This is a genomic window from Aeromicrobium duanguangcaii, assembly GCF_024508295.1.
In the GTDB taxonomy this organism is placed as follows: domain Bacteria; phylum Actinomycetota; class Actinomycetes; order Propionibacteriales; family Nocardioidaceae; genus Aeromicrobium; species Aeromicrobium duanguangcaii.
Window position 1 is genome coordinate 3,028,694 of the sequence record NZ_CP101990.1, and the last position, 20,736, is coordinate 3,049,429.

A 20,736-nucleotide genomic window follows, 5' to 3' on the forward strand; every position below is an offset into this window, starting at 1 on the left:
CGGGTCACTTCAGGACGGGAACGTCCTGCGACGACGAGAGCCACTTCTGCTCGAGGTCGGCGAACGTGCCGTCCTCGGTCAGGGCGGTGACGGCCGCGTCGACACAGGGGGTCAGCTCGCTGTCCTTCTGCAGGAGCAGGCCGAACTCCTCGGGCTCGTCGCCCGCGTACTCGAACTGGCCGGCGATCTTCGCGCCCTCGATCTCGGCGGCGACGAGGTAGAACGCGGTGGGCAGGTCGGCCACGATGCCGTCGACCTGACCGTTGGTCAGCGCGAGCGCCGCCTTGGTGGTGTCGTCGTAGACCAGCGGGGCGTCCTGCGTCGCGAGGCTCTCGATGGCCTTGAGGGAGGTCGTGCCGATCTGGGCGCCGAGGCTGGCGGCCTTGAAGTCGTCGAGGCTGTCGACGTCGGCGAACTTCGAGTCGTCCATCACGATGATGGCCTGGTTGGCCGAGTAGTACGGCTTGCTGAAGTCGACGGCCTTCTTGCGGTCCTCGGTGATCGAGACCTGGTTGATGTCGAAGTCGAAGCCCTTCTTGCCGGGCTGGTAGGCCGTGTTGAAGGGGACCTTGGTCCAGACGACGTCGTCCTTGGCGAAGCCCATCTGCTCGGCGACGGCATACGCGACGGCGGACTCGAAGCCCTTGGCGTTGCTCGGGTCGTTGTCGGAGAACCACGGCTCGAAGGCCGGGTCGTCGGTGCCGATGGTCAGCTTGCCCTTCGCCGTCAGGGGCAGCTGGTCGACGGCGCACTGCGAGGCGGCGGGGGTGGAGTCGGACGCCTTCGCGTTGTCGGAGTCGTCGGCGGGCGCGCAGGCGGCCGCGACGGAGAACATGAGCGCCAGGGGGACGGCGAGCAGGGATCGCTTCATGGTGTGAATCCTAGTTCCGCGCATTTTCCCGCCCGACGCTCGTCCCAATCTATGAACTTCGTTGCATATGAAGCAGCCGGGGCCCTACTGTCTCTGCATGGCCCTCGATCACGCGATCCTCGTGTCGCTGACCGAGCGCGCCGCGAGCGGCTACGACCTGGCCCGGCGCTTCGACGCGTCGATCGGCTACTTCTGGCCGGCCAGCCACCAGCAGATCTACCGCGTGCTCGCCCGCATGCAGGAGGCCGGCTGGGTCGAGAGCACCGTGCAGGAGCAGGACGGCCGGCCCGACAAGAAGACCTACGCCATCACCCCCGCCGGCGAGGCCGAGCTCGACCGATGGTCCGCCACGCCCAGCGGCCGCGAGGCAGTGCGCAGCGACTTCGCGGTCAAGCTGCGCGGGTTCCGTGACCGCGACGCGATCCTCGCCGACACCCGCGCCCGCCGGGCCGACCACGTCGCGCGGCTGACCGAGTACGAGGCCAGCGAGGCCCGGTTCTACCCCGACCCCTCGGCCCTGGACGGCGCCGACCTCGGCGCTTGGCTGGCGCTGCGCGGCGGCATCCACACCGAGCGCCGCGGCATCGAGTGGTGCGACGAGATCCTCACTGCCCTCGAAGGGCCCGGATCCCGATGACCAGCACGATGATGCCCAGCGTCATGGCCGTGACGATCAGGACCAGGTGCACCCAGAAGAACCCCTGGGGATCCTGCCACTTCTCGGCCCCGCCCCAGGCCCGGTCGTCGTCGACGATCGCCTTGAAGAAGCGCGGCCAGATGACGACGTTGAAGACTCCGGCCGCGATGAGCAGCCAGGCAGCGAGCTTTCCGATCACCCATCCATTCTCCCATTCGAAGGGAACCCGCCCATGAAGGCCTTCCGAGATCTCGTCGAGACCAGCATCGCCACCGGATCGCTCGTCGGCGTCGACAGCCTGCTGGCCGACGACGTCGTGTTCCGCAGCCCCGTCGCGTTCAAGCCCTACCCGGGCAAGGCGATCACCACGGCCATCCTCAACGGCGTCTCGCGGGTGTTCGAGGACTTCCGCTACGTCAGCTCGATCGAGGAGGGGAACCGCAGCGCGCTCGTCTTCGAGGCGACGGTCGACGGCGTGACCGTCAACGGCTGCGACTTCATCACCACCAACGAGGACGGGCTGATCAGCGAGTTCACCGTCATGGTCCGGCCGATGTCCGGCGCCAAGGCGCTGATGGACGCGATGGCGGCCCAGTTCCCCCAGATCCAGGCGGACGCCGTGGCGTACATGGAGGCCCAGCAGTGACCGAGTACCCGCACCTGCTCAGCCCGCTCGACCTGGGCTTCACGACGCTGCGCAACCGCGTCGTCATGGGTTCGATGCACACCGGCCTGGAGGACCACGCCAAGGACATCCCCAAGCTGGCCGCCTACTTCGCCGAGCGCGCCAAGGGCGGCGTCGCGCTGTCGATCACCGGTGGGTTCGCGCCCAGCTGGCGCGGCTGGCTGCTGCCGTTCGGCTCGGAGATGTCACGCAAGCGCCACGCCGACAAGCACCGCCTCGTCACCGACGCCGTGCACGAGCACGACGGCAAGATCGCCCTGCAGGTGCTGCACGCCGGCCGGTACGGCTACTCGCCGTTCAAGAAGGGCGTCTCGTCGACCAAGTCGCCGATCACGCCGTTCAAGGTCTCCCCCATGTCGACGCGCGAGGTCGACCGCACCGTCACCGACTTCGCCAGGTCGGCCGCGCTGGCGAAGCGTGCCGGGTACGACGGCGTCGAGATCATGGGCTCCGAGGGCTACCTGATCAACCAGTTCCTCACCGCGCGCACCAACACCCGCACCGATGCCTGGGGCGGCTCGGCCGAGAAGCGCATGCGCTTCCCCATCGAGATCGTCCGCCGCACCCGCGAGCTCGTGGGCGAGGACTTCATCGTCCAGTACCGGATCAGCCTGCTCGACCTCGTCGACAACGCGCAGACCTGGGAGGAGACGGTCACGCTCGCGAAGGCACTGGAGGCCGAGGGCGTCACGATCTTCAACACCGGCATCGGCTGGCACGAGGCGCGCATCCCCACGATCGTCACGAGCGTGCCGCGCGGCGCGTTCACGTGGGTCACGGCCAAGCTCAAGTCCGAGGTCTCGGTCCCGGTGGTTGCGTCCAACCGGATCAACACCCCCGAGCTGGCCGAGCAGATCCTCGCCAGCGGCGAGGCCGACCTGATCTCGATGGCGCGGCCGCTGCTGGCCGACCCCGACTTCGTCAACAAGGCGGCCGAGAACCGCTCGGACGAGATCATCACGTGCATCGCCTGCAACCAGGCCTGCCTGGACCACACGTTCAAGAACCAGCGCGCCAGCTGCATGCTGAACCCGCGCGCCGGGCACGAGACCGAGTTGATCCTGCTGCCCACGCGCACCTCGAAGCGGATCGCCGTCGTCGGCGCCGGGCCGGCCGGGCTGGCCGCCGCCGTCGAGCTGGCCGGGCGCGGCCACGAGGTCGAGCTGTTCGAGGCGCTGCCCGAGATCGGCGGTCAGTTCCGCCTGGCCATGCAGATCCCCGGCAAGGAGGACTTCGCCGAGACCGTCCGGTACTACTCGGTGATGCTCGAGCGCCGCGGCGTGAAGGTGCACCTGAACCGCGCCGCCTCCGTGGAGGACCTCAACGGCTTCGACGAGGTCGTCCTGGCCACCGGCGTCGAGCCGCGCGTGCCGTCGATCCCGGGCATCGACCACCCCTCGGTCGTGACCTACCAGCAGCTGATCCGCGACCGTGCGCCCGTGGGCGAGCGCGTGGCCGTGCTGGGCGCCGGCGGCATCGGCTACGACATCTCGGAGTACCTGCTGCACGAGCCCGACGAGAGCCTCGAGCACTGGATGCAGCGCTGGGGCGTCACCGACCCCGAGGTCGAGCGTGGCGGCCTGGCCACCAAGGTCCAGGCACCGCCGCGTCGCGCGGTCACCCTGCTGCAGCGCAAGAGCACGACGTTCGGCAAGGGCCTGGGCAAGACGACCGGCTGGGTGCACCGCACGACGCTGAAGGACTCGGGCGTCGAGTTCGTCGGCGGCGTCCGGTACGACCGCATCGACGACGCCGGCCTGCACGTGACCGTCGGCGCCGACGGCGACTCCCCCGAGTCGCGCGTCATCGAGGCCGACACGATCGTGCTCTGCACGGGCCAGGAGTCGGTGCGCGACCTCGTCGAGCCGCTCGAGGCGGCCGGCGTCTCGGTCCACGTCATCGGCGGCGCCGATGTCGCCGCCGAGCTCGACGCGAAGCGCGCCATCAAGCAGGCCACCGAGCTGGCTGCTCGGCTCTGACGGTTTCCGTCATCGCCCGGGCGCACACTGAGGGCATGAGCAAGCGCGTGGTCTTGATGCGGGCGGTGAACGTCGGCGGGGCGAGGCTGCCGATGGCACAACTGCGTGAGGTGGCCGAGGAGCTCGGGGCGACGGACGTGTCGACGTTCATCGCCTCGGGCAACCTGCTGGTCGACGTCGAGGACGCCGAGGCTTTCGACAGAGCCCTGGAGCAGGCGATCCAGGAGCGGTTCGGCTTCTTCCGTGAGGCGATCAGCCGGTCGCCGCAGGAGCTGCGCGATGCCCTGGCCGCCCACCCGTTCGAGATCGACACCGAGACGAGGGCCAACCACGTCTACTTCCTGCTGCGACCTCCCGCGCCCGAGCAGGTGGAGGCGCTGCTCGCGAAGGGGCTTCCGGACGCGCTCGCCGTCATCGGACGCGACCTGCACATCCGCTACGCCGAGGGCGTCGTGAACACCAAGCTGACACCGGCCTTCATCCTCAAGACCTTGGGCAGCCACGGCACCGGACGTAACCTCAATACTGTGGAGAAGTTGACCGAACTCGCCCATGAGTGACTGGTACGACCGGCCTTGGCTCGTCCTGACGGGCGCCGGGGTCAGCACCGACTCGGGCATCCCCGACTACCGCGGGCCGGACGCCGTCCCCCGGCAGCCGATGACCTACCAGGACTTCATCGCCTCGGCCGAGAATCGGCGCCGGTACTGGGCCCGCGCCCACATCGGCTGGGCCCGCATGGGCGGCGCCGAGCCGAACTTCATCCACCACTTTCTCGCGCAGCACCAGGACCGGCTGGTCGGCCTCATCACCCAGAACGTCGACGGCCTGCACGAGAAGGCCGGCTCGCGCGAGGTCGTCGACCTGCACGGCCGGCTCGACCGCGTGGCCTGCCTCGACTGCGGCGACGTCACGGCGCGCGACGAGCTGCAGGCCCGCCTCGATGCCCTCAACCCCGGATGGGCCGACCAAGAGGTTCGGATCGCACCCGACGGCGACGTCGACCTCGAGGACACGTCCGAGTTCGTCGTCGCCGAGTGCACCCAGTGCGGCGGGCGCCTCAAGCCCGACGTCGTCTTCTTCGGCGAATCGGTGCCCAAGCGCAAGGTCGCGCACTGCTTCGACCTCGTCGAGCGCGCCGGGCGCGAGGGCGCGGCGCTCGTCGTGATGGGGTCGTCGCTGCAGGTCATGAGCGGACTGCGGTTCGTGCGGCGCGCCGCGAAGGACGGCACCGAGGTCGTGATCATCAACCGCGGCCCGACGCGCGGCGACGCTCTGGCCGACGTGCGCATCGACGACGGCGTCGCCGAGACGCTGCGTCGGCTCTCCGGCGCCTGAGACGACGAAGGGCCCGGTGGTGCTAGTGCTAGCACCACCGGGCCCTTCGTATCGGCTCAGCTGAGCTGACGCAGCCGCACCGTCTCGGGCAGCGAGGCCAGCTCCTTGAGCACCTCGGGGCCGACCTCGGCCGACACGTCGGTCACGACGTAGCCGAGCTCGCCGCGGGTGGCCAGCTGCTGGCCCTCGATGTTGACGCCGTGGTCGCCCAGGATCGTGTTGATCGCGGCCAGGACGCCCGGGGCGTTGCGGTGCACGTGCGCCAGTCGGTGACGGGCCGGGTCGCTGGGCAGGTTCAGCTCCGGGAACGTCACCGACAGGTTCGTCGTGCCGGCCTTGGCGTAGGCGCGCAGCTTGGAGGCGACGAAGCGGCCGATGTCCTGCTGCGCCTCCTCGGTGGAGCCGCCGACGTGCGGCGTGAGGATGACGTTCGGCACGCCGCGCAGCTCGCTCTCGAACGGGTCGCCCTGGGCCTTCGGCTCGACCGGGAACACGTCGAGCGCGGCGCCGGCGATGTGGCCCGACTCGAGGTGCTTGCGCAGCGCGGTCGTGTCGACCGCGATGCCGCGCGACAGGTTGAGGAACAGCGAGCGCGGCTTCATCGCCTTCATCTGCTCGTCGCCGAACAGGCCGGCGTTGCCGGGGCGGCCGTCGACGTGCAGCGAGACGACGTCGGAGACCGAGAGCAGCTCGTCGATCGTGGCGCACTTCTTGGCGTTGCCGAGCGCGAGCTTGTCGTCGATGTCGTAGAAGACGACCGAGAGGCCCAGCGCCTCGGCGATCACCGACAGCTGGCTGCCGATGTTGCCGTAGCCGATGATGCCCAGCGTGCGGCCGCGGACCTCGTGGCTGCCGGCCGCGGACTTGTTCCAGACGCCGTTGTGCATCGCCGTGGACTTCTCGTGCAGGCGACGCGCCAGCGAGATGATCTCGGCGATAGCCAACTCGACGACGCTGCGCGTGTTCGAGTACGGCGCGTTGAAGACGGCGACGCCGTGACGCTTCGTGGCGGCCAGGTCGATCTGGTTCGTGCCGATGCAGAAGGCGCCGATGGCCAGCAGGTCCGGGGCGTTCTGCAGGACCTTCTCGGTGATGTAGGTCGTCGAGCGGATGCCGAGCAGGTGAACGCCCTTGATGGCCTCGATGAGCTCGTCCTCGCCGAGCGCGGCCGAGCGCGTCTCGACCTGGTAGCCCTTGTTGCGCAGGAACTCCACGCCGTCGGCGTGGATGTTCTCCAGGAGCAGGACCTTGACGTCCTGGTCGTCGATCTGCGTGAACGGTGCGTGCACGTCGAAGTTCATGGTCATCATCGTCATCGTGAGGGGCCTCCGGGTCAGCGGTGTATCGGGCTGACGCGGGGCCCAGGCGAACGGTCCCGAAGTCGTGCTGCCGCGGCTCCCTGGTGGTAACCACCTCAACGCCAGTCGCGCGCGGACCTGTCCATCGTAGCGGCTCGGGCCAGCCCGGGGACCCGCGTCCGGATCGCGGCGGTCAGCTCGTCAGGTTGCCCTGCATGGCGGCGACGGCCTCGGGCGGAACCTCCTGGTCGAGGTTGGCCAGTCGCACCTGGCCCTGCGCGATCAGCTTGCCGTCCTGGTTGACCGAGTCCAGGTGCCACAGCTGCTGCGAGCGGCCACGGTGGATCGGCGTGGCCGTGGTGGTGATCGTGTCGCCGTTGCGGGCCTGGCGCAGGAAGTCGGTGGAGTTGTTGGTGCCCACCACGACGCCCTTGGTTCCCAGCCAGATCTGGCCGGCCATGCTGGCCGTCGACTCGTGCACCGCACAGTAGATGCCACCGTGGGGGATGCCGAAGGGCTGCAGGTGGCGGTCGGTGATGGTGAATCGCACGACCACCTTGTCGGGGGTCAGCTCCACGTGCTCGACGCCGAGCACTCCGTCCAGGCCGGGAAGATCGCTCATGCCGGGACTCTAGCCAGCGCCGCGGATCACCGCCCGGAGGCCTTGGGTTTGATACCCCTCGGGGGTATGGTCGGACGTATGAGCCACTCGCACCCCGGATATGCGGACGACAAGGCGGCCGTCCTCAAGCGGTTGGCGCGGATCGAAGGACAGGTCCGCGGGATCAACCGGATGGTCGAGGCCGACACGTACTGCATCGACGTGCTGACCCAGATCAGCGCGACCACGAAGGCACTCGAGGCCGTCGCCCTCAAGCTGCTCGACGAGCACCTGGTCCACTGCGTCGCGGACGCCGCGAGCAAGGGTGGCCCCGAAGCCGACCAGAAGATCAAGGAAGCATCAGACGCGATCGCGCGTCTGGTGAGGAGTTGACACCCATGAGCACCACCACCACGTACACCGTCACCGGCATGACCTGCGGCCACTGCGCCACCGCGGTGACGCAGGAGATCACCACCATCCCCGGCGTCGAGGGCGTCCACGTCGACGTCGCCACCGGCGAGGTCACCGTCACCAGTGCGGCCCCGCTCGACGAGAGCACGGTCGCGGCGGCCGTCGACGAGGCGGGCTACACGTTGGCAGGCCCGCGAGACCTGCCGCTGATCTGATGACCACCGAGACGCGGACGGACACGGGCACCACCTACCGTCTCGCGATCGGTGGCATGAGCTGCGCCTCGTGCGCGGCCCGGATCGAGAAGAAGCTGAACCGGCTCGAGGGCGTCGAGGCCACGGTCAACTACGCCACCGAGAAGGCCACCGTGCACGCCCACGGCGACGTCGATCCGCAGACGCTCGTCGAGACGGTCGAGAAGACCGGCTACACGGCGCAGGTGCACGACCCGCACGCCGGACACGACCAGCACGCGGCCCACGGCGGCCTGCACTCGGCCGAGTCCATGCGCCGGCGCCTCATCGGGGCGGCGATCCTGAGCGTGCCGGTGCTGGCGATCTCGATGATCCCGGCGCTGCAGTTCACCGCCTGGCCGTGGGTCGTCTTCGCGCTCACGACGCCCGTCGTGCTGTGGGCGGCGTACCCGTTCCACTGGTCGGCCTGGCTGAACCTGCGCCACGGCGCGGCCACGATGGACACCCTCGTCAGCATGGGCGTCGGCGCGGCCTACCTGTGGTCGATCGTCCAGCTCTGGCTGGGCGTGACCGGCCACGGCGTCGAGCACGGTCACTACTACTTCGAGACGGCCGCGGCGGTGACGACGTTCATCCTCGCCGGCCACTACCTGGAGGCCAGCGCGAAGCGCCGGTCCAGTGCCGCCCTGCGCACCCTGATGGATCTGGGTGCCAAGCGCGTCACCGTCCTGCGCGACGGCGCCGAGGTCGAGGTGCCGGTCGAGCAGCTGCACGAGGGTGACCTGTTCGTCGTCCGCCCCGGCGAGAAGATCGCCACCGACGGCGAGGTCGTCGAGGGCGGGTCCGCCGTCGACGAGTCGATGCTGACCGGCGAGTCCGTCCCGGTGGACGTCGCCGTCGGCGACACGGTCACCGGCGCCACGGTCAACCAGTCCGGGCGTCTCGTCGTGCGCGCCACCGCCGTCGGCGAGGACACCCAGCTGGCCCAGATGGCCCGCCTCGTCGAGGAGGCCCAGGAGGGCAAGGCCGACGTCCAGCGCCTGGCCGACCGCGTCTCGGCGTGGTTCGTCCCCGGCGTCATCGCGATCGCCGCCGTCACGCTGCTGGTCTGGTTGCTGGTCGCACCCGGGATCGGCGCGTTCGAGGCGGCCGTGGCCGTCCTGATCATCGCCTGCCCCTGTGCCCTCGGCCTGGCCACGCCCACCGCCCTCATGGTGGGCACCGGACGCGGCGCGCAACTGGGCATCCTGATCAAGGGCCCGCAGATCCTGGAGTCGACCCGCGCCGTCGACACGATCGTGCTCGACAAGACCGGCACGGTCACGACGGGCACGATGACGGTCTCGCACGTCGATCCCGCCGACGGGGTCGACCCCGACGAGCTGCGCCGGCTGGCCGCCTCGGTCGAGTCCGCCAGCGAGCACCCGGTCGCCCGGGCCATCACGTCGCTGGCCGCTCCCTCGCCCGTGACCGACTTCCGCAACCATGCGGGGCAGGGTGTCGAGGGTGTCGTCGACGGCCACCGCGTGCGCGCCGGACGTCCCGGCTGGATCGGGGCCGCCGACCGGCCCGATCGCATCGGCACGGTCATCGCCGTCGCGCGCGACGACCGCGTCCTGGGCACGATCACCGTGGCCGACGAGGTCAAGCAGACCTCGAAGGCGGCCGTCGCCGACCTGCGCCGGCTGGGTCTGGAGCCGATCCTGCTCACCGGTGACAACGAGCGCGTGGCGAAGGCCGTCGCGGCCGAGGTCGGGATCGACCGCGTCCACGCCGAGGTCACCCCGCAGGACAAGCTCGACGTGGTCAACGACCTCAAGGGTCAGGGGCGCGTCGTCGCGATGGTCGGCGACGGTGTCAACGACGCCGCCGCACTGGCCGGTGCCGACCTGGGCATCGCGATGGGAACCGGCACGGACGTCGCGATCGCGGCCAGCGACCTGACGCTCGTGCACGGCGACCTGGCCACCGCGGTCGTCGCCGTCGACCTGTCGCGCGCGACCCTGCGCACGATCAAGGGCAACCTGTTCTGGGCGTTCGCCTACAACGTCGCGGCCATCCCGCTCGCGGCGCTGGGGTTCCTCAGCCCGATGATCGCCGGCTTCGCCATGGCCGCCAGCTCGGTGTTCGTGGTCACCAACTCACTGCGCCTGCGGCGTTTCGGGCGGGTCCACGATGCCGAACCGGCCTCGTCGTGACACGATTCCGGGGAATCGCGGCGTCCGCATCGGGGCGGCGCCGTACCGACGAGGGGAATCCATGAACTACCGCAAGCCCGCCGCCGCACTCGCCGCCGTGGCCCTGTCCTTCGGCCTGACCGCGTGTGGCGGAGGCGAGCAGTCCGTCGCCGACGCCTGCAACGTCGCCGAGAAGGAAGTCAAGGACGCGATGGGCGATCTCAACGGGATCAACCCGGGCGACACGGACGAGGCGACCAAGTCGATCTCGTCGATGGGCGACGCGCTGGACAAGACCGAGAAGAAGCTCGAGAACGAGAAGGTCAAGAAGGCCGTCGGCGACCTGTCGAGCGAGTTCGACAAGCTCGAGACCGCCTTCGCGGACCTCAAGGCCGCCGACAAGGACACCGCCAAGCTGACCAAGGTGTCCGAGCAGATGAGCACCATCTCGACCGACATCCAGAAGAAGGGCGAGAAGCTCGACGAGCTCTGCGGCTGAGCCCGTCCGCACACAGATGAGCCGGTCGACACCTCGGTGTCGACCGGCTCATCCGTTCTCAGGGCCCGCGTCAGGCCGCGCGTGACCTCCGCCTGGCGAGGGCGACGGCCGACCCGCCCGCCAGCAGACTGAGCACACCCAGTGCGGCCCAGCCCGCGGTCACACCAGAGCCCGAGTCCGCGAGGTCACCGCCGCTGCCGGAGGTCCCACAGTCGGGGCAGCCCGCGTTCGACACGTCCCACACGTTCTCGTCGAACACGTTCGTGACGTCGATGCCGATCCGCGCCGTGGTGTCCACGGACGTCACGGTCGCGCCGCTCGCGAAGTCGGGGTGGCTGACCTCGACCTCGGTCGCGCCACCGGCGTCCGTCTCCTCGACGAAGCACCGGGTGCCGGTGGGCAGCAGCAGCGGCTCGCCGTCCGCGCCGGCGAACGTCGCGGTCCGCCCCGCACGAACGGAGAAGTCCGCCGCGTGGACGGTCCCGAGGACGGTCGCGCCCGTCGGGCCGGTCGTCTCGATCTGGCAGGTCAAGGTCATGGCGAACGCCGCCCGGACCACCTCGGGCCGGTCCGCGAAGCGACCCTCGACCTTCTTGGTCACCTCGACCTCCCCCGCGCCGTAGGTGTTGGTGATCGTCGCGACGACCGCCTCGGCCGTCGTGCCCGCGCCGATGACGACGGTGGCCGCCCCCGTCGAACGGTCGGCGGCTCCCGCCTCGGTCTCGACGACGTGGCACGAGGTGCCCGTCGGCATCGGTCCGATCGGGTCGGACCACAGCGACGTCGCGTCGCCGTCGCGCTCGATCGTCACCCGGTCCGTCAGCACCGGCGCTCCGGCCAGCGTGCACTCCACCTCGAACTCGTAGGAGTCACCACCGTGCAGCGCCTCACCCGGACCGTCGATCAGCTTGTTGACGATCAGGAAGCCGGCGTCGAACCGGTTGTCGACCGTCACGGCGACGGGCGTCCCGGACGCGCCGCCACCGGGGACGACGACCTCGCCGTTCTGCGGGGTGATCGTCACCTGCTGCGGGACCGGGGACGACGCGGGCTCGTCGACGACGCAGGTCGCACCGGTGGGCAGTCCGTCCCAGGTCGCCTCGCCGGCGCCGGTGATGACGCGGTCGGCGCCACCGGGGACGGCGATCGTCTGCACGACGCCGTCCACCTCGCGGGTGCACTCGAGCGACATCGTCCAGGTACCGTCCTGCACGGCGCGGAAGGCCGCCCCGTTGCCCGAGAGCGTCTTGGTGACCTTGACCGAGCCCTCGTCGAAGAAGTTCTCCGCCGCCACGAGCACGGCCTGGCTGCCGGCCTGCACCTCGAACTCCTCGTCCTGGATGCTGACGCGGTTCGCCCCGCCGTTCTTCGGCTCGCTGACAACGCACGCCGCGCCGACCGGGAGATCGTCGATCTCCCACTCCAGGTCGTCGGGGGCCCGCAGGGTGTGGGTGTCGTCGAAGACGGTGGTCTCCTCCACCCCGCCGAGCTCGCAGACGAGTCGCAGCTGCACGGGCTCGAGGCCCCATGCGGGCGCGCCCGGACCGGTGAAGTCCTTCTCGATGCGGACCGAGCCGACGGCGAACGTGTTGGTCACGTCGACCTCGACCCGCGTGCCCTCGACGACCGTGAAGGTCGCCGGGTTGGCCGCCGCGGCGCCGTCGACCTCGACGCTGACGGTGCCACCGCGGGCGTCGGTCTCCTCGACCGAGCACTCGGCGCCACCGGGAATCGACGCGTACCGCTTCGTCGCGCCGTCAGCCAGGGTGACCTGCTCGGCCAGGATCTCGCGACCCAGGTACTCGCACGTCACGTCGAACGCGTAGTCGCGGTCGTAGACGACGGGGTCGCCGTCCTGATTGACGGCACCGCCGTTGTCCACGGCCTTGGTGATCTCGAACCCGCCCGTCGTGTAGGTGTTCGTCACCGCCACGACCGGACCGTTCGCGGCGCCGACGTGGGGGTTCTGGATGCCCGTGACCCCCGCCAGGCTGCGGTCGGCGACGACCGTGCCGTCGGCGGGATCGACGGTGACCGTCGCGCCGGCGGGCACCGGGCTCTCGACGACGACGCACTCGGCGAACAGCGGCACCGAGAGCGGGGAGCCTGGGGAGTTCAGAACCGTCGATCCGTCACCGTAGGCGTCGACCGACACCCGCACCGGGCCGGCGAAGGCCTTGCCGGTCGAGTCGGCCAGGCGCACCGGGTCGCCGTCGGAGGTGCACGCGATGTCGAACGTGTAGCTCGAGGGCAGGTCGACCGGCACGGAGAACGTGGGCGCGTCCACCGTCTTGTCGATCGTGACGCGACCGGTCGCGGTCGCGACGCCGACGCGGGTCGGCTCGAGCACGATCTCGCCACGCTCGGCCTGCGTCTGGGTCGCGACGGTCCGCGACGTGCCGGCGAACGAGTTGTACGCGATCGGCAGGCTCGTGCCCGTGGCGACCGCGGCCGGCAGCTGGGTGGGCGTGCGCGTGTTGAACGTGACCGCGACGGTCTCGTCCGGGCGCAGGCCCGCCCCGGCGGTGGCCGACCAGTCGATCACGAACTTGACCGACTGCGCCTTCGCCAGCGCCGAGTTCGGCGTCGACGGCGTGTACTCCGTCCAGCCGAAGGCGCACGAGCCGTCGGCGCTCGCGTTGTTCGTGTGCACCTGGATCGTGTTCGTGTTGCACGCGGTGCTCAGGCGGGCGGTGGAGTAGTACGCCTTCAGCACGCCACCGTCGTGGCGCAGCGACGCGATGGTGCTGTCGAAGCCGTTCCGCAGCGTCACGTCGAACTGCGATCCGCGGCCCGCCGAGGTGATGACACCTCGGTCGCCCACCTGGGGCAACGTGTCGACGACCGCCACGGTCTTCGCGTTCGTGTTGCCCGTGTTGAGCATCTCCAGGCGCCACGTCTCCTCACCGCCGGGGCGGGTCACGGGCACACAGCTGCCGTGGTGGAAGCCGTCGGCGTCGGGAGCCGCGCACTCGGAGGGGTCACGGTTCAGCAGGTCGACGACGCCGAGGTCGTCGGCGCCCGTGCCGGGGGCACCGGCCTCGTCGCCCTTGACGCCCTTGCGCATGGACAGCGTCGCCGCGGCCAGTGGCTGGACGTGGGTCGTCGCGGTGCAGTCCGCGACGCCGAAGACGCGCGGGCGGTCCGAGCGGTCGACCGTGTAGTCGCACCGCTCGAAGTCGCGGTCCGACGACGCGGTCACGCTGTTCGCGACCACGGTGTCGGCGCCCAGGCCGTCGGCGAACTCCATCGGTGCGTTGACCGTGAGCTTCCACCCGGACTTGAACACGAAACCGGACGGTGCCGTCACCGAGAGTCGTCCTGTGGCCTCGTCGTACGCGGCGGAGAAGGCCGGCGCCGGCGAGGGCACGGGCTTGGCAGCGTTGCTCGACGTCAGCGAGAAGGTGTACGCCGCGGGCGACGGCGCCTTGACCGGCGAGGCGCCGACGACCAGGTCGAACTGGTCGACGACCGTGAAGCCGGTCATGTCCCAGTCACCGGTGTTGGTGATGGTGAGGACGTACGGGATCGTGCCCGACGGCGCGTACGTCGGCGGACGGGTCGTGTTGCCGGGGGCCTTCTCGACCTTGATCGCGTTGGCCCGGTGGCGCACGAGCGTGCTGGCGGAGTACGACTGGGTGGCCGTGAACGACTGGTGCGCGCCGAACTGGGCCTGCGCGTCGACCACGAACGTGTTGCTGATGACGCCCTGCTGGGTCTCGCCCTCGTTCGGGTCCATGCCGGGCCGGGTGGTGGAGACGGGATCGCCGTTGCCACGCTGGGTCTGACGTCGGGTGGTCACGAGCGTGATGGGGAGGCGCGGGTTGTGGGCGCGCTCCCACTGGACGGGCGCGCCGTTCACGATCTGCCGGAACGCGAACCGCACGCCCACGACGGAGCCGGCCGAGGTGCCCCCGGGGAGTGCGAAGTTCACGGTCGATCCCGCAGCCGAGGACACCCAGTCGCCGCTGGTCCAGGTGGTGCCGATCTTCACGTCCATCCGGGCCTGGTTGACGGGCGCGGGCAGGCGGATCGACGCACTCGCGTAGTCCATGACGTTCCAGAACGTCGAGGCATCGTCGGTGAGGGTCATCACGGTGGTGCGCGCCGAGCCGAGCGGCTGGCCGACCAGCGTGGTGGTGTAGGTCGTCGACTCGTCCTCGTGGACGCTGGCGGGAGCGATCGTCTTGGAGCCGGTGATCCGGTAGTCCGCGCCGACGATGTTGAACTCGTCGTCCGCGGTGGCCGTGCCGGCCGAGCAGCCGGGGGTCGTGACGGTCAGGCACGGGACGCGACCGGGGCTGTCGGCCTGCACGCGCGCCTCGTTGAGGATCGGCACGCCGCCGGGTGAGGTGGTCGCGACCGGGTCGCCACTGCGCTTGTCCTGGCGCAGCTGGAAGACCAGATCGATGGCCGCCGAGGCGTTCGCCGCGATGACCGGGCGGCCATCGGCCCGGGCGTAGGCGACGGTGACGCCGACGACGTCGGCCAGGTCGGCGGGGCTGAGCGCCAGCGCCTGCGCGCGGGTGTAGTCGCGCGGCGTGCCGTCGTGGTCGAGGGTGACCGTGACGTCGGCCGCCCCGATCCCGCTGGGCAGCGGGATCGTCGCGATCTGGTGCAGGTCGAGCACGTCGAACGCCGTCGGCGCGACCTGGTCCGGCGAGGGGTCCGTGACGACCATCGACGAGATCCTGACCGCCGAGGTGTTCCTCGCGGTCAGGGTCGACGTGATCAGCGGGTAGTCGTCGGCGTCCACCGTTCCGCGGATCGGCAGGCCCAGCTGGGTCTGGTCGAACGTCTTCGTCAGGCTGACGTTGACCGGGCTGTCGACGATCGTGATGCGGTCGGAGTCGCGGGTCTCACGGTCGCCGGAGACGCCACCGAAGCCGCGGACGCTCACGGTGTTGTTCACGACACCGGCGTCTGCGGTGTTGTACGTGTACGCGTGGCGCGTCCCGAGCACGTAGTCGCCCGTGCTGCGCAGGGTGTCGCGCACCTGGAACGACAGGTCGAGGGGACGGCGCGCGTACGACGAGCCGACGCCGGCACCGGCGACGAGCTCGGTGAAGGTGATGCGTGCCCCGGTCGTGTCCGCCTGCTGCGCGGTGGTCAGCGTCAGGCCGGGGAACGTCCCGCGGCAGGCCAGCTCGCTCGAGCACGCCTGCGCCGTGACGTCGACCCAGGTGCCCGAGCGGAAGAGCTCGACCTTGGCGACCCGGTCGTTGACGATGAGCGGGTCGATCACCGGCGTGACCGGGGCGATGGCACGCAGGTCGAACGCGTCGTAGACGGAGGTGGCGATGCCGGGTGCTCCCGGGCCGAGCTCCGCGGTCGTCGCCGGGTCGGTGATGGTCATCGAGGCGAAGTTCAGGCCCTGGGTGCTCCAGCCGATCCGAGCCGTGCGGGTCGCGCCCGAGAGTGCGGGAACGGTGTTCTCCAGCCACGTCTTGTCGACGAGGTCGGGTCCCGTGCCGGACGTGGGCTCGAGGATGACGTCGTCGGCCGCGGTGTCCGTGTGGCCCTTGTCGATCGTGGCGTTGTGGACCCGCGACTGGACGTCGTTGTCGATCGTGGCGGCGGCGTTCGGCACGCCGGACTTGAGCGCCACCGCGTAGTCGGCCATCACGTTGAAGCCGGGCGGCAGCACCTGCGGGCAGCCGTTGACCGCCCGCGGGGCGAAGTCGAGCTGGATGCCGCCGAGGTCGGCACGCACCGACGCGGGGATCGCGATGCCCCACTTGGCGACCTCACCGGCCACGTTCTCCGCACCGGGCAACACGACCCACGCCTCGTCGCCCTTCGACCAGTACCGAACGGTCAGCTGCGCGCACGCGGGGATGTCGGTGTTCTCGATCGCGGTGACGTCGAAGGAGGAGAAGAAGCTGGGGGACCGGGCGGGATCGACGGGGTCCGAGATCACGAGGCGGTCCGAGCCGGCGGTCGAGTCCGCACGGACGCGTGCCGAGAGCCCGACGGTGGCGCGAGCGCCGGGCAGCGCCCAGATCTGGCTGGGGCTGATCGTCTTGTCGACGGCGGTGAAGACCTCCAGCGGGCGGATCGTGAAGGTCGCCGCGTCGTCGTCGCGGCCCGTGGCGCCGTCGACGGTCGAGACCTGGGTGTCGACGTGGTTCGTCGAGGTCGTGGCCGCCGTGATGTCGGTCAGCGCGGTGAACTCGACCGGGACCTCGGCGTACGCGGACGACTCGATGCCGTCGGTGCCGTCGGCCGCCGTGAACGTGAGGGTGAAGCCCTCCACCGTGCAGCCCGCGGTGGGCCCGGGGAGCGTGTCGGTCCGCGTCGTGCGCGCAGTCGAGGTGGCGCAGTCGGAGTACCGGTAGTCGATCGAGGCGGAGACCGCGGTGACCGGCCACTCGAGGTCGTCACCGAAGCCGGTGAACGCCAGGCCTTGGTCGCTGAACGACGGGCGACCCGCGCTCGGCTCGTGGATCACCAGCGTGTGCACGTCCTGCGCGCCCACGGCGGCGTGCAGGGCCGCGGTGACCTCCTGGCCGATGACGAGCGTCGTGTCCGAGAAGCTCTTCGTGATCGTCACGTCGGGGTCGCGCTTGAGGATCGACAGCGAGGCGTCGTCGTCCGCCTCGGCACTGACGGTGCCGCCCTTGGCGACCGTCGTCGTCACGGAGTTCTCGACCCGGACCGACTGCTGGTCGGCGATCGCGGCCACGCGGGAGTTCGTCCGCTGGGCGATCCGCACCTCGCCGGACACGCCGGGCGCGAAGCTGCCGGCGTAGGTGACCCGGACGCCGTCGACGTCGCTCGGGTCGCCCGGCGCCGCGGTCGTCCACGCGCCCTCGACGAGGTACTCGACCTTGGTCGAGGTGGTCGTCGCCGGTCGACGCGTCGCGTCGACCGAGACGAAGTCCAGGTGGTCCTGCCCGGCGCCGTCGAAGACGTCCTCGACGACGATCGTGTCCACCGTCTGGTTCGACGCGTTGCCGGGCTTGAGCGTCCAGGTGACCGGCCGGCCCGCGGTGGCACCGACGGTGGCCGGCGAGACCGACTTCGTGACCTCGGCCGCCAGCGTCGTGGTGACCCGGACCGTCACGTCGGCCGAGGACGACTGTCGGTCGGCGTTGTCCGCCACGACCGAGGCGACGTTCGTCAGGGTCTCGCCGTTGAAGTCGGCGGACACCGTCGGGGGCACCTGCACCGCGATGGTCACCGTCATCGAGCCGCCCGCGCGCAGACCGACGTCGGAGCCCAGCTGGTGCTGGGGCCGCACCGTGACGTCGTCACCGGTGATCTTGACGTCCGCGGGACCCGTCGGCGACAGGCTGACCGCGACGGGGTTCTGCACGGCCGGGTCGAGGACCAGTGGATCGGGCAGCGCGTCGTTCAGCGCGGCGTCGACGCAGCCCAGGTCGTTCGTCGACGAACAGCCCACGACGATCGTGTAGGAGAACGTGTCACCGGGTCCGTGCGGGCCCGCGGAGTCCACGGACTTCATGATCTGCAGGTCGGCGGTCGCTTCCGCGGCCAGCGCCGAGGACGTGCCGACGGCGAAGGTCAGCAGGACGAGCAGGAGAGCGGACAGGAGCGAGAGCGCGCGGCGCATCAATCATCTTTTCTGGGGGAACTGGCCGGACGTCGCCGTCCGAGAAGGTTTAGCCGACCATGATAGCAAACTTTCACTACACTCTGGGAAGCCTTGAAGAGAATAGTCGTATGGCGCCCGCCACTCTCCAGCAGTCGTGCCACACGCGGGGTGGCGATCGGGCTGCAGGATTAGGCTGGTCGCCATGGCCCTGCTCACCGTCTCCGGTTCCCTGCTCGTGCGTGAAGTCTCCGAGATCCCGCCGGGCGCGATCGCCACGGTCAAGGTGGTCGACGACGCCGGGGAGGTGCTCGCGGCCGCCGCGCTGGAGGTCGACGAGGCGCCCGCGCCGTTCAGCGTCACCCTCGACGACGAGATGGTCCGTGGCGACCTGTTCGTCTGGGCCTTCCTGCGCGCGAGCGACGGCAGCGGGTACGGCACGCTCGAGCTCGTCCCGGCCGACCTCGGCACCGTCGAGCTGAACCGCATCGGAGACTGACCAGAGTGCCCCGACCGGGTCCCGCGGTCACTCACCTGAGCGACGCCGAGCTCGCCGCGAACAACGGCCCGGTCCTCCGCCGCATCGCGATCCTGCTGCGGCCGTACCGCGCCAAGATGGTGGCGGTCGCCGTCATCGTGGTGCTGTCGGCCGTCCTGACCTCGATCGTCCCGTTCCTCACCCAGGCGGTCTTCGACCGCGCCCTCTTCGGCTCCGGCGGCCCCGACCTGGGTCTGCTGGGCTGGCTCGTCGCGGGCATGTGCGCGCTGCCGATCCTGGCGTCGATGCTGAACATCGCCCAGAACTGGCTGACGTCCACCATCGGCAACTCGGCCATGGCCGATCTGCGCAGCGAGCTCTTCGCGCACCTGCAGAAGATGGAGCTGGCGTTCTTCACCACGACCAAGACCGGTGCCATCCAGTCCCGGCTGGCCAACGACGTCGCGGGCGTGCGCACGGTGCTCACCGACACCGCCACCTCGATCCTGCAGAACACCGTCACCGTCACGGCGGCGTTCATCTCGATGGTGATCCTGTCGTGGGAGCTGACGATCCTGACGGTCGTCCTGATGCCGCTGTTCATCTGGCTCCAGCTCAAGGTGGGGCGCCGGCGCCAGCACTTGGCGCGCCGCACGCAGGAGAGCCTCTCGGAGATGACGGCGATCACCGAGGAGTCGCTCAGCGTCTCGGGGATCCTGCTGGCCAAGGTGTTCAACCGCAGCGCGTCGGAGGCCCAGCGCTACCGCAACGCCAACCTCGAGCAGACCCGGCTGCAGGTCGAGCAGGCGATGACCGGCCGGATGTTCTTCGCCACCGTCCAGACCTTCTTCGCGATCACACCGGCCCTGATCTACCTGGCGGCGGGCTTCATTATCGCCGGCCGGCTGCCCGGCGGCGCCGAGTCGCTCTCGGCAGGGACCCTGGTCGCGTTCACCACCGTGCAGGCCCGCCTGCAGATGCCGCTGCTGCAGCTCATGCGGGTCTCGCTCGACGTCCAGACCTCGCTGGCGCTCTTCCGCCGCATCTTCGAGTACCTCGACCTCGAGCCGGCGATCGTCGACCGGCCCGGCGCGCGCACGGTCACGCCCGCCGACCTGCGGGGCACGATCGAGTTCCGCGACGTGTGGTTCCGTTACCCCCCGCCGCGGGTGCTGACCGGCGAGAGCGCGAAGGAGCGGTTCGGCGACTCCAGCGGCCCCGTCGACGCGGCGTCCACGGCCGACGCCGACGCCTGGGCCCTGTCGGAGCTGTCGTTCACGATCGAGGGCGGTCAGCTGGCGGCGATCGTGGGGCCTTCCGGCTCGGGCAAGACCACCGCCACGTACCTCGTGCCGCGGTTCTACGACGTGCAGCGCGGACAGGTGCTGATCGACGGCATCGACGTCCGCGACATCACCTCGTCCTCGTTGGCCGACTGCGTCGGCATGGTCACCCAGGAGCCCTACCTCTTCCACGGCACCATCCGCGAGAACATCGCCTACGCGAAGCCCGGCGCCACCGCCGACGAGATCGTCGCCGCCGCCACCGACGCCAACATCCACGACCGGATCATGAGCTTCCCCGACGGCTACGAGACCGTCACCGGCGAACGCGGGTACCGGCTCTCCGGTGGCGAGAAGCAGCGCATCGCGATCGCCCGCGTGCTGCTGAAGAACCCGCGGATCCTCATCCTCGACGAGGCCACCAGCGCCCTCGACAACGAGACCGAGCGCCTCGTGCAGGAGGCGCTCGAGCGCGCGACGACCGGTCGCACCACGCTCGCGATCGCGCACCGGCTCAGCACGATCCAGAACGCCGACGTCATCTTCGGCCTCGTCGACGGGCGCGTCGTCGAGCGCGGCACCCATGAGGAGCTGGTCGACGATCCCGACGGCCTGTACGGCCGGCTGTACCGCGAGCAGTTCGCCAGCCGGCGGCAGACACCCGACGCCACGCGAGGCCAGGGACCCGTGGGATTCCTGCGCGCCGATGTATCCCTGTGATTCCAAG

The 20,736-nt window shown here is 70.2% G+C and carries 16 protein-coding genes and 1 riboswitch; of the genes, 11 read left to right on the top strand and 5 right to left on the bottom strand.

The window, feature by feature from the left end; all coding sequences use genetic code 11:
* Positions 1-4: 4 nt before the first annotated feature.
* Positions 5-871 carry an ABC transporter substrate-binding protein gene (locus NP095_RS14765; protein ID WP_232418411.1) on the bottom strand — a complete coding sequence of 289 codons (867 nt, stop codon included), beginning with the start codon at positions 869-871 and terminating at the stop codon, positions 5-7.
* Positions 872-968: 97 nt separating this feature from the next.
* Here NP095_RS14765 and NP095_RS14770 point away from each other — a divergent pair, with 97 nt between their 5' ends.
* Positions 969-1,508 carry a PadR family transcriptional regulator gene (locus NP095_RS14770; protein ID WP_232418409.1) on the top strand — a complete coding sequence of 180 codons (540 nt, stop codon included), beginning with the start codon at positions 969-971 and terminating at the stop codon, positions 1,506-1,508.
* Here the strand turns inward: NP095_RS14770 and NP095_RS14775 are convergent.
* Complete coding sequence (locus NP095_RS14775; protein ID WP_232418406.1) at positions 1,477-1,707, bottom strand: SCO4848 family membrane protein; 231 nt, start codon at positions 1,705-1,707, stop codon at positions 1,477-1,479. The two genes, NP095_RS14770 and NP095_RS14775, sit on opposite strands and share 32 nt — an antisense overlap.
* A gap of 33 nt (positions 1,708-1,740) precedes the next feature.
* Here NP095_RS14775 and NP095_RS14780 point away from each other — a divergent pair, with 33 nt between their 5' ends.
* The 4 genes from NP095_RS14780 to NP095_RS14795 are packed head-to-tail and all read left to right on the top strand — an operon-like array spanning position 1,741 to position 5,510.
* Positions 1,741-2,154, top strand: a complete 414-nt coding sequence (locus NP095_RS14780) for a nuclear transport factor 2 family protein (protein ID WP_232418404.1) — start codon at positions 1,741-1,743, stop codon at positions 2,152-2,154.
* Positions 2,151-4,172 (top strand): NADPH-dependent 2,4-dienoyl-CoA reductase, encoded by a 2,022-nt coding sequence (locus tag NP095_RS14785; protein WP_232418402.1) that lies wholly within the window; start codon positions 2,151-2,153, stop codon positions 4,170-4,172. Before NP095_RS14780 ends, NP095_RS14785 begins: the two co-directional genes overlap by 4 nt.
* A 35-nt stretch (positions 4,173-4,207) precedes the next feature.
* Entirely contained in the window at positions 4,208-4,732 is a 525-nt protein-coding gene (locus NP095_RS14790; protein ID WP_232418400.1) for a DUF1697 domain-containing protein, read from the top strand.
* Positions 4,725-5,510: a Sir2 family NAD-dependent protein deacetylase gene (locus tag NP095_RS14795; protein ID WP_232418398.1), complete on the top strand. Its 786-nt coding sequence runs from the start codon at positions 4,725-4,727 to the stop codon at positions 5,508-5,510. Before NP095_RS14790 ends, NP095_RS14795 begins: the two co-directional genes overlap by 8 nt.
* A 56-nt stretch (positions 5,511-5,566) precedes the next feature.
* On the opposite strand, the gene serA is transcribed toward NP095_RS14795, so the two are convergent.
* Both serA and NP095_RS14805 read right to left on the bottom strand, forming a co-directional pair.
* Positions 5,567-6,811: a phosphoglycerate dehydrogenase gene (gene serA, locus NP095_RS14800; RefSeq protein WP_232418396.1), complete on the bottom strand. Its 1,245-nt coding sequence runs from the start codon at positions 6,809-6,811 to the stop codon at positions 5,567-5,569.
* A gap of 51 nt (positions 6,812-6,862) precedes the next feature.
* Positions 6,863-6,948: riboswitch (ZMP/ZTP riboswitch) on the bottom strand.
* A 53-nt stretch (positions 6,949-7,001) separates the two neighbouring features.
* Positions 7,002-7,430, bottom strand: coding sequence for a PaaI family thioesterase (locus NP095_RS14805; protein ID WP_232418394.1), 429 nt, complete (start codon positions 7,428-7,430; stop codon positions 7,002-7,004).
* Positions 7,431-7,508: 78 nt separating this feature from the next.
* On the opposite strand from NP095_RS14805, the gene NP095_RS14810 reads away from it, so the two are divergent.
* The 4 genes from NP095_RS14810 to NP095_RS14825 all read left to right on the top strand — a co-directional run bounded on the left by NP095_RS14810 (position 7,509) and on the right by NP095_RS14825 (position 10,693).
* Complete coding sequence (locus NP095_RS14810; protein ID WP_232418392.1) at positions 7,509-7,802, top strand: metal-sensitive transcriptional regulator; 294 nt, start codon at positions 7,509-7,511, stop codon at positions 7,800-7,802.
* Positions 7,803-7,807: 5 nt separating this feature from the next.
* Positions 7,808-8,038, top strand: a complete 231-nt coding sequence (locus NP095_RS14815) for a heavy-metal-associated domain-containing protein (RefSeq protein ID WP_232418390.1) — start codon at positions 7,808-7,810, stop codon at positions 8,036-8,038.
* Positions 8,038-10,215: a heavy metal translocating P-type ATPase gene (locus tag NP095_RS14820; protein ID WP_232418388.1), complete on the top strand. Its 2,178-nt coding sequence runs from the start codon at positions 8,038-8,040 to the stop codon at positions 10,213-10,215. Before NP095_RS14815 ends, NP095_RS14820 begins: the two co-directional genes overlap by 1 nt.
* Positions 10,216-10,276: 61 nt before the next feature.
* Positions 10,277-10,693 carry a hypothetical protein gene (locus NP095_RS14825; RefSeq protein WP_232418386.1) on the top strand — a complete coding sequence of 139 codons (417 nt, stop codon included), beginning with the start codon at positions 10,277-10,279 and terminating at the stop codon, positions 10,691-10,693.
* A gap of 70 nt (positions 10,694-10,763) precedes the next feature.
* Here the strand turns inward: NP095_RS14825 and NP095_RS14830 are convergent, their stop codons facing one another.
* Positions 10,764-18,269 carry a DUF5979 domain-containing protein gene (locus NP095_RS14830; protein WP_232418384.1) on the bottom strand — a complete coding sequence of 2,502 codons (7,506 nt, stop codon included), beginning with the start codon at positions 18,267-18,269 and terminating at the stop codon, positions 10,764-10,766.
* A 184-nt stretch (positions 18,270-18,453) separates the two neighbouring features.
* On the opposite strand from NP095_RS14830, the gene NP095_RS14835 reads away from it, so the two are divergent.
* Both NP095_RS14835 and NP095_RS14840 read left to right on the top strand, forming a co-directional pair.
* Entirely contained in the window at positions 18,454-18,747 is a 294-nt protein-coding gene (locus NP095_RS14835; protein ID WP_232418382.1) for a hypothetical protein, read from the top strand.
* Between the two features lie 5 nt (positions 18,748-18,752).
* A complete protein-coding gene (locus NP095_RS14840) occupies positions 18,753-20,729 on the top strand; it encodes an ABC transporter ATP-binding protein (protein WP_232418381.1) in 1,977 nt (658 codons plus the stop codon).
* The last annotated feature ends 7 nt before the right edge of the window (positions 20,730-20,736 follow it).

Coding starts and splice junctions, on each gene's coding strand:
- NP095_RS14765 (WP_232418411.1), bottom strand. CDS start 871: ATGAAGCGATCCCTGCTCGCCGTCCCCCTGGCGCTCATGTTCTCCGTC.
- NP095_RS14770 (WP_232418409.1), top strand. CDS start 969: ATGGCCCTCGATCACGCGATCCTCGTGTCGCTGACCGAGCGCGCCGCG.
- NP095_RS14780 (WP_232418404.1), top strand. CDS start 1,741: ATGAAGGCCTTCCGAGATCTCGTCGAGACCAGCATCGCCACCGGATCG.
- NP095_RS14790 (WP_232418400.1), top strand. CDS start 4,208: ATGAGCAAGCGCGTGGTCTTGATGCGGGCGGTGAACGTCGGCGGGGCG.
- NP095_RS14795 (WP_232418398.1), top strand. CDS start 4,725: ATGAGTGACTGGTACGACCGGCCTTGGCTCGTCCTGACGGGCGCCGGG.
- serA (WP_232418396.1), bottom strand. CDS start 6,811: ATGAACTTCGACGTGCACGCACCGTTCACGCAGATCGACGACCAGGAC.
- NP095_RS14805 (WP_232418394.1), bottom strand. CDS start 7,430: ATGAGCGATCTTCCCGGCCTGGACGGAGTGCTCGGCGTCGAGCACGTG.
- NP095_RS14810 (WP_232418392.1), top strand. CDS start 7,509: ATGAGCCACTCGCACCCCGGATATGCGGACGACAAGGCGGCCGTCCTC.
- NP095_RS14815 (WP_232418390.1), top strand. CDS start 7,808: ATGAGCACCACCACCACGTACACCGTCACCGGCATGACCTGCGGCCAC.
- NP095_RS14820 (WP_232418388.1), top strand. CDS start 8,038: ATGACCACCGAGACGCGGACGGACACGGGCACCACCTACCGTCTCGCG.
- NP095_RS14825 (WP_232418386.1), top strand. CDS start 10,277: ATGAACTACCGCAAGCCCGCCGCCGCACTCGCCGCCGTGGCCCTGTCC.
- NP095_RS14830 (WP_232418384.1), bottom strand. CDS start 18,269: ATGCGCCGCGCGCTCTCGCTCCTGTCCGCTCTCCTGCTCGTCCTGCTG.
- NP095_RS14835 (WP_232418382.1), top strand. CDS start 18,454: ATGGCCCTGCTCACCGTCTCCGGTTCCCTGCTCGTGCGTGAAGTCTCC.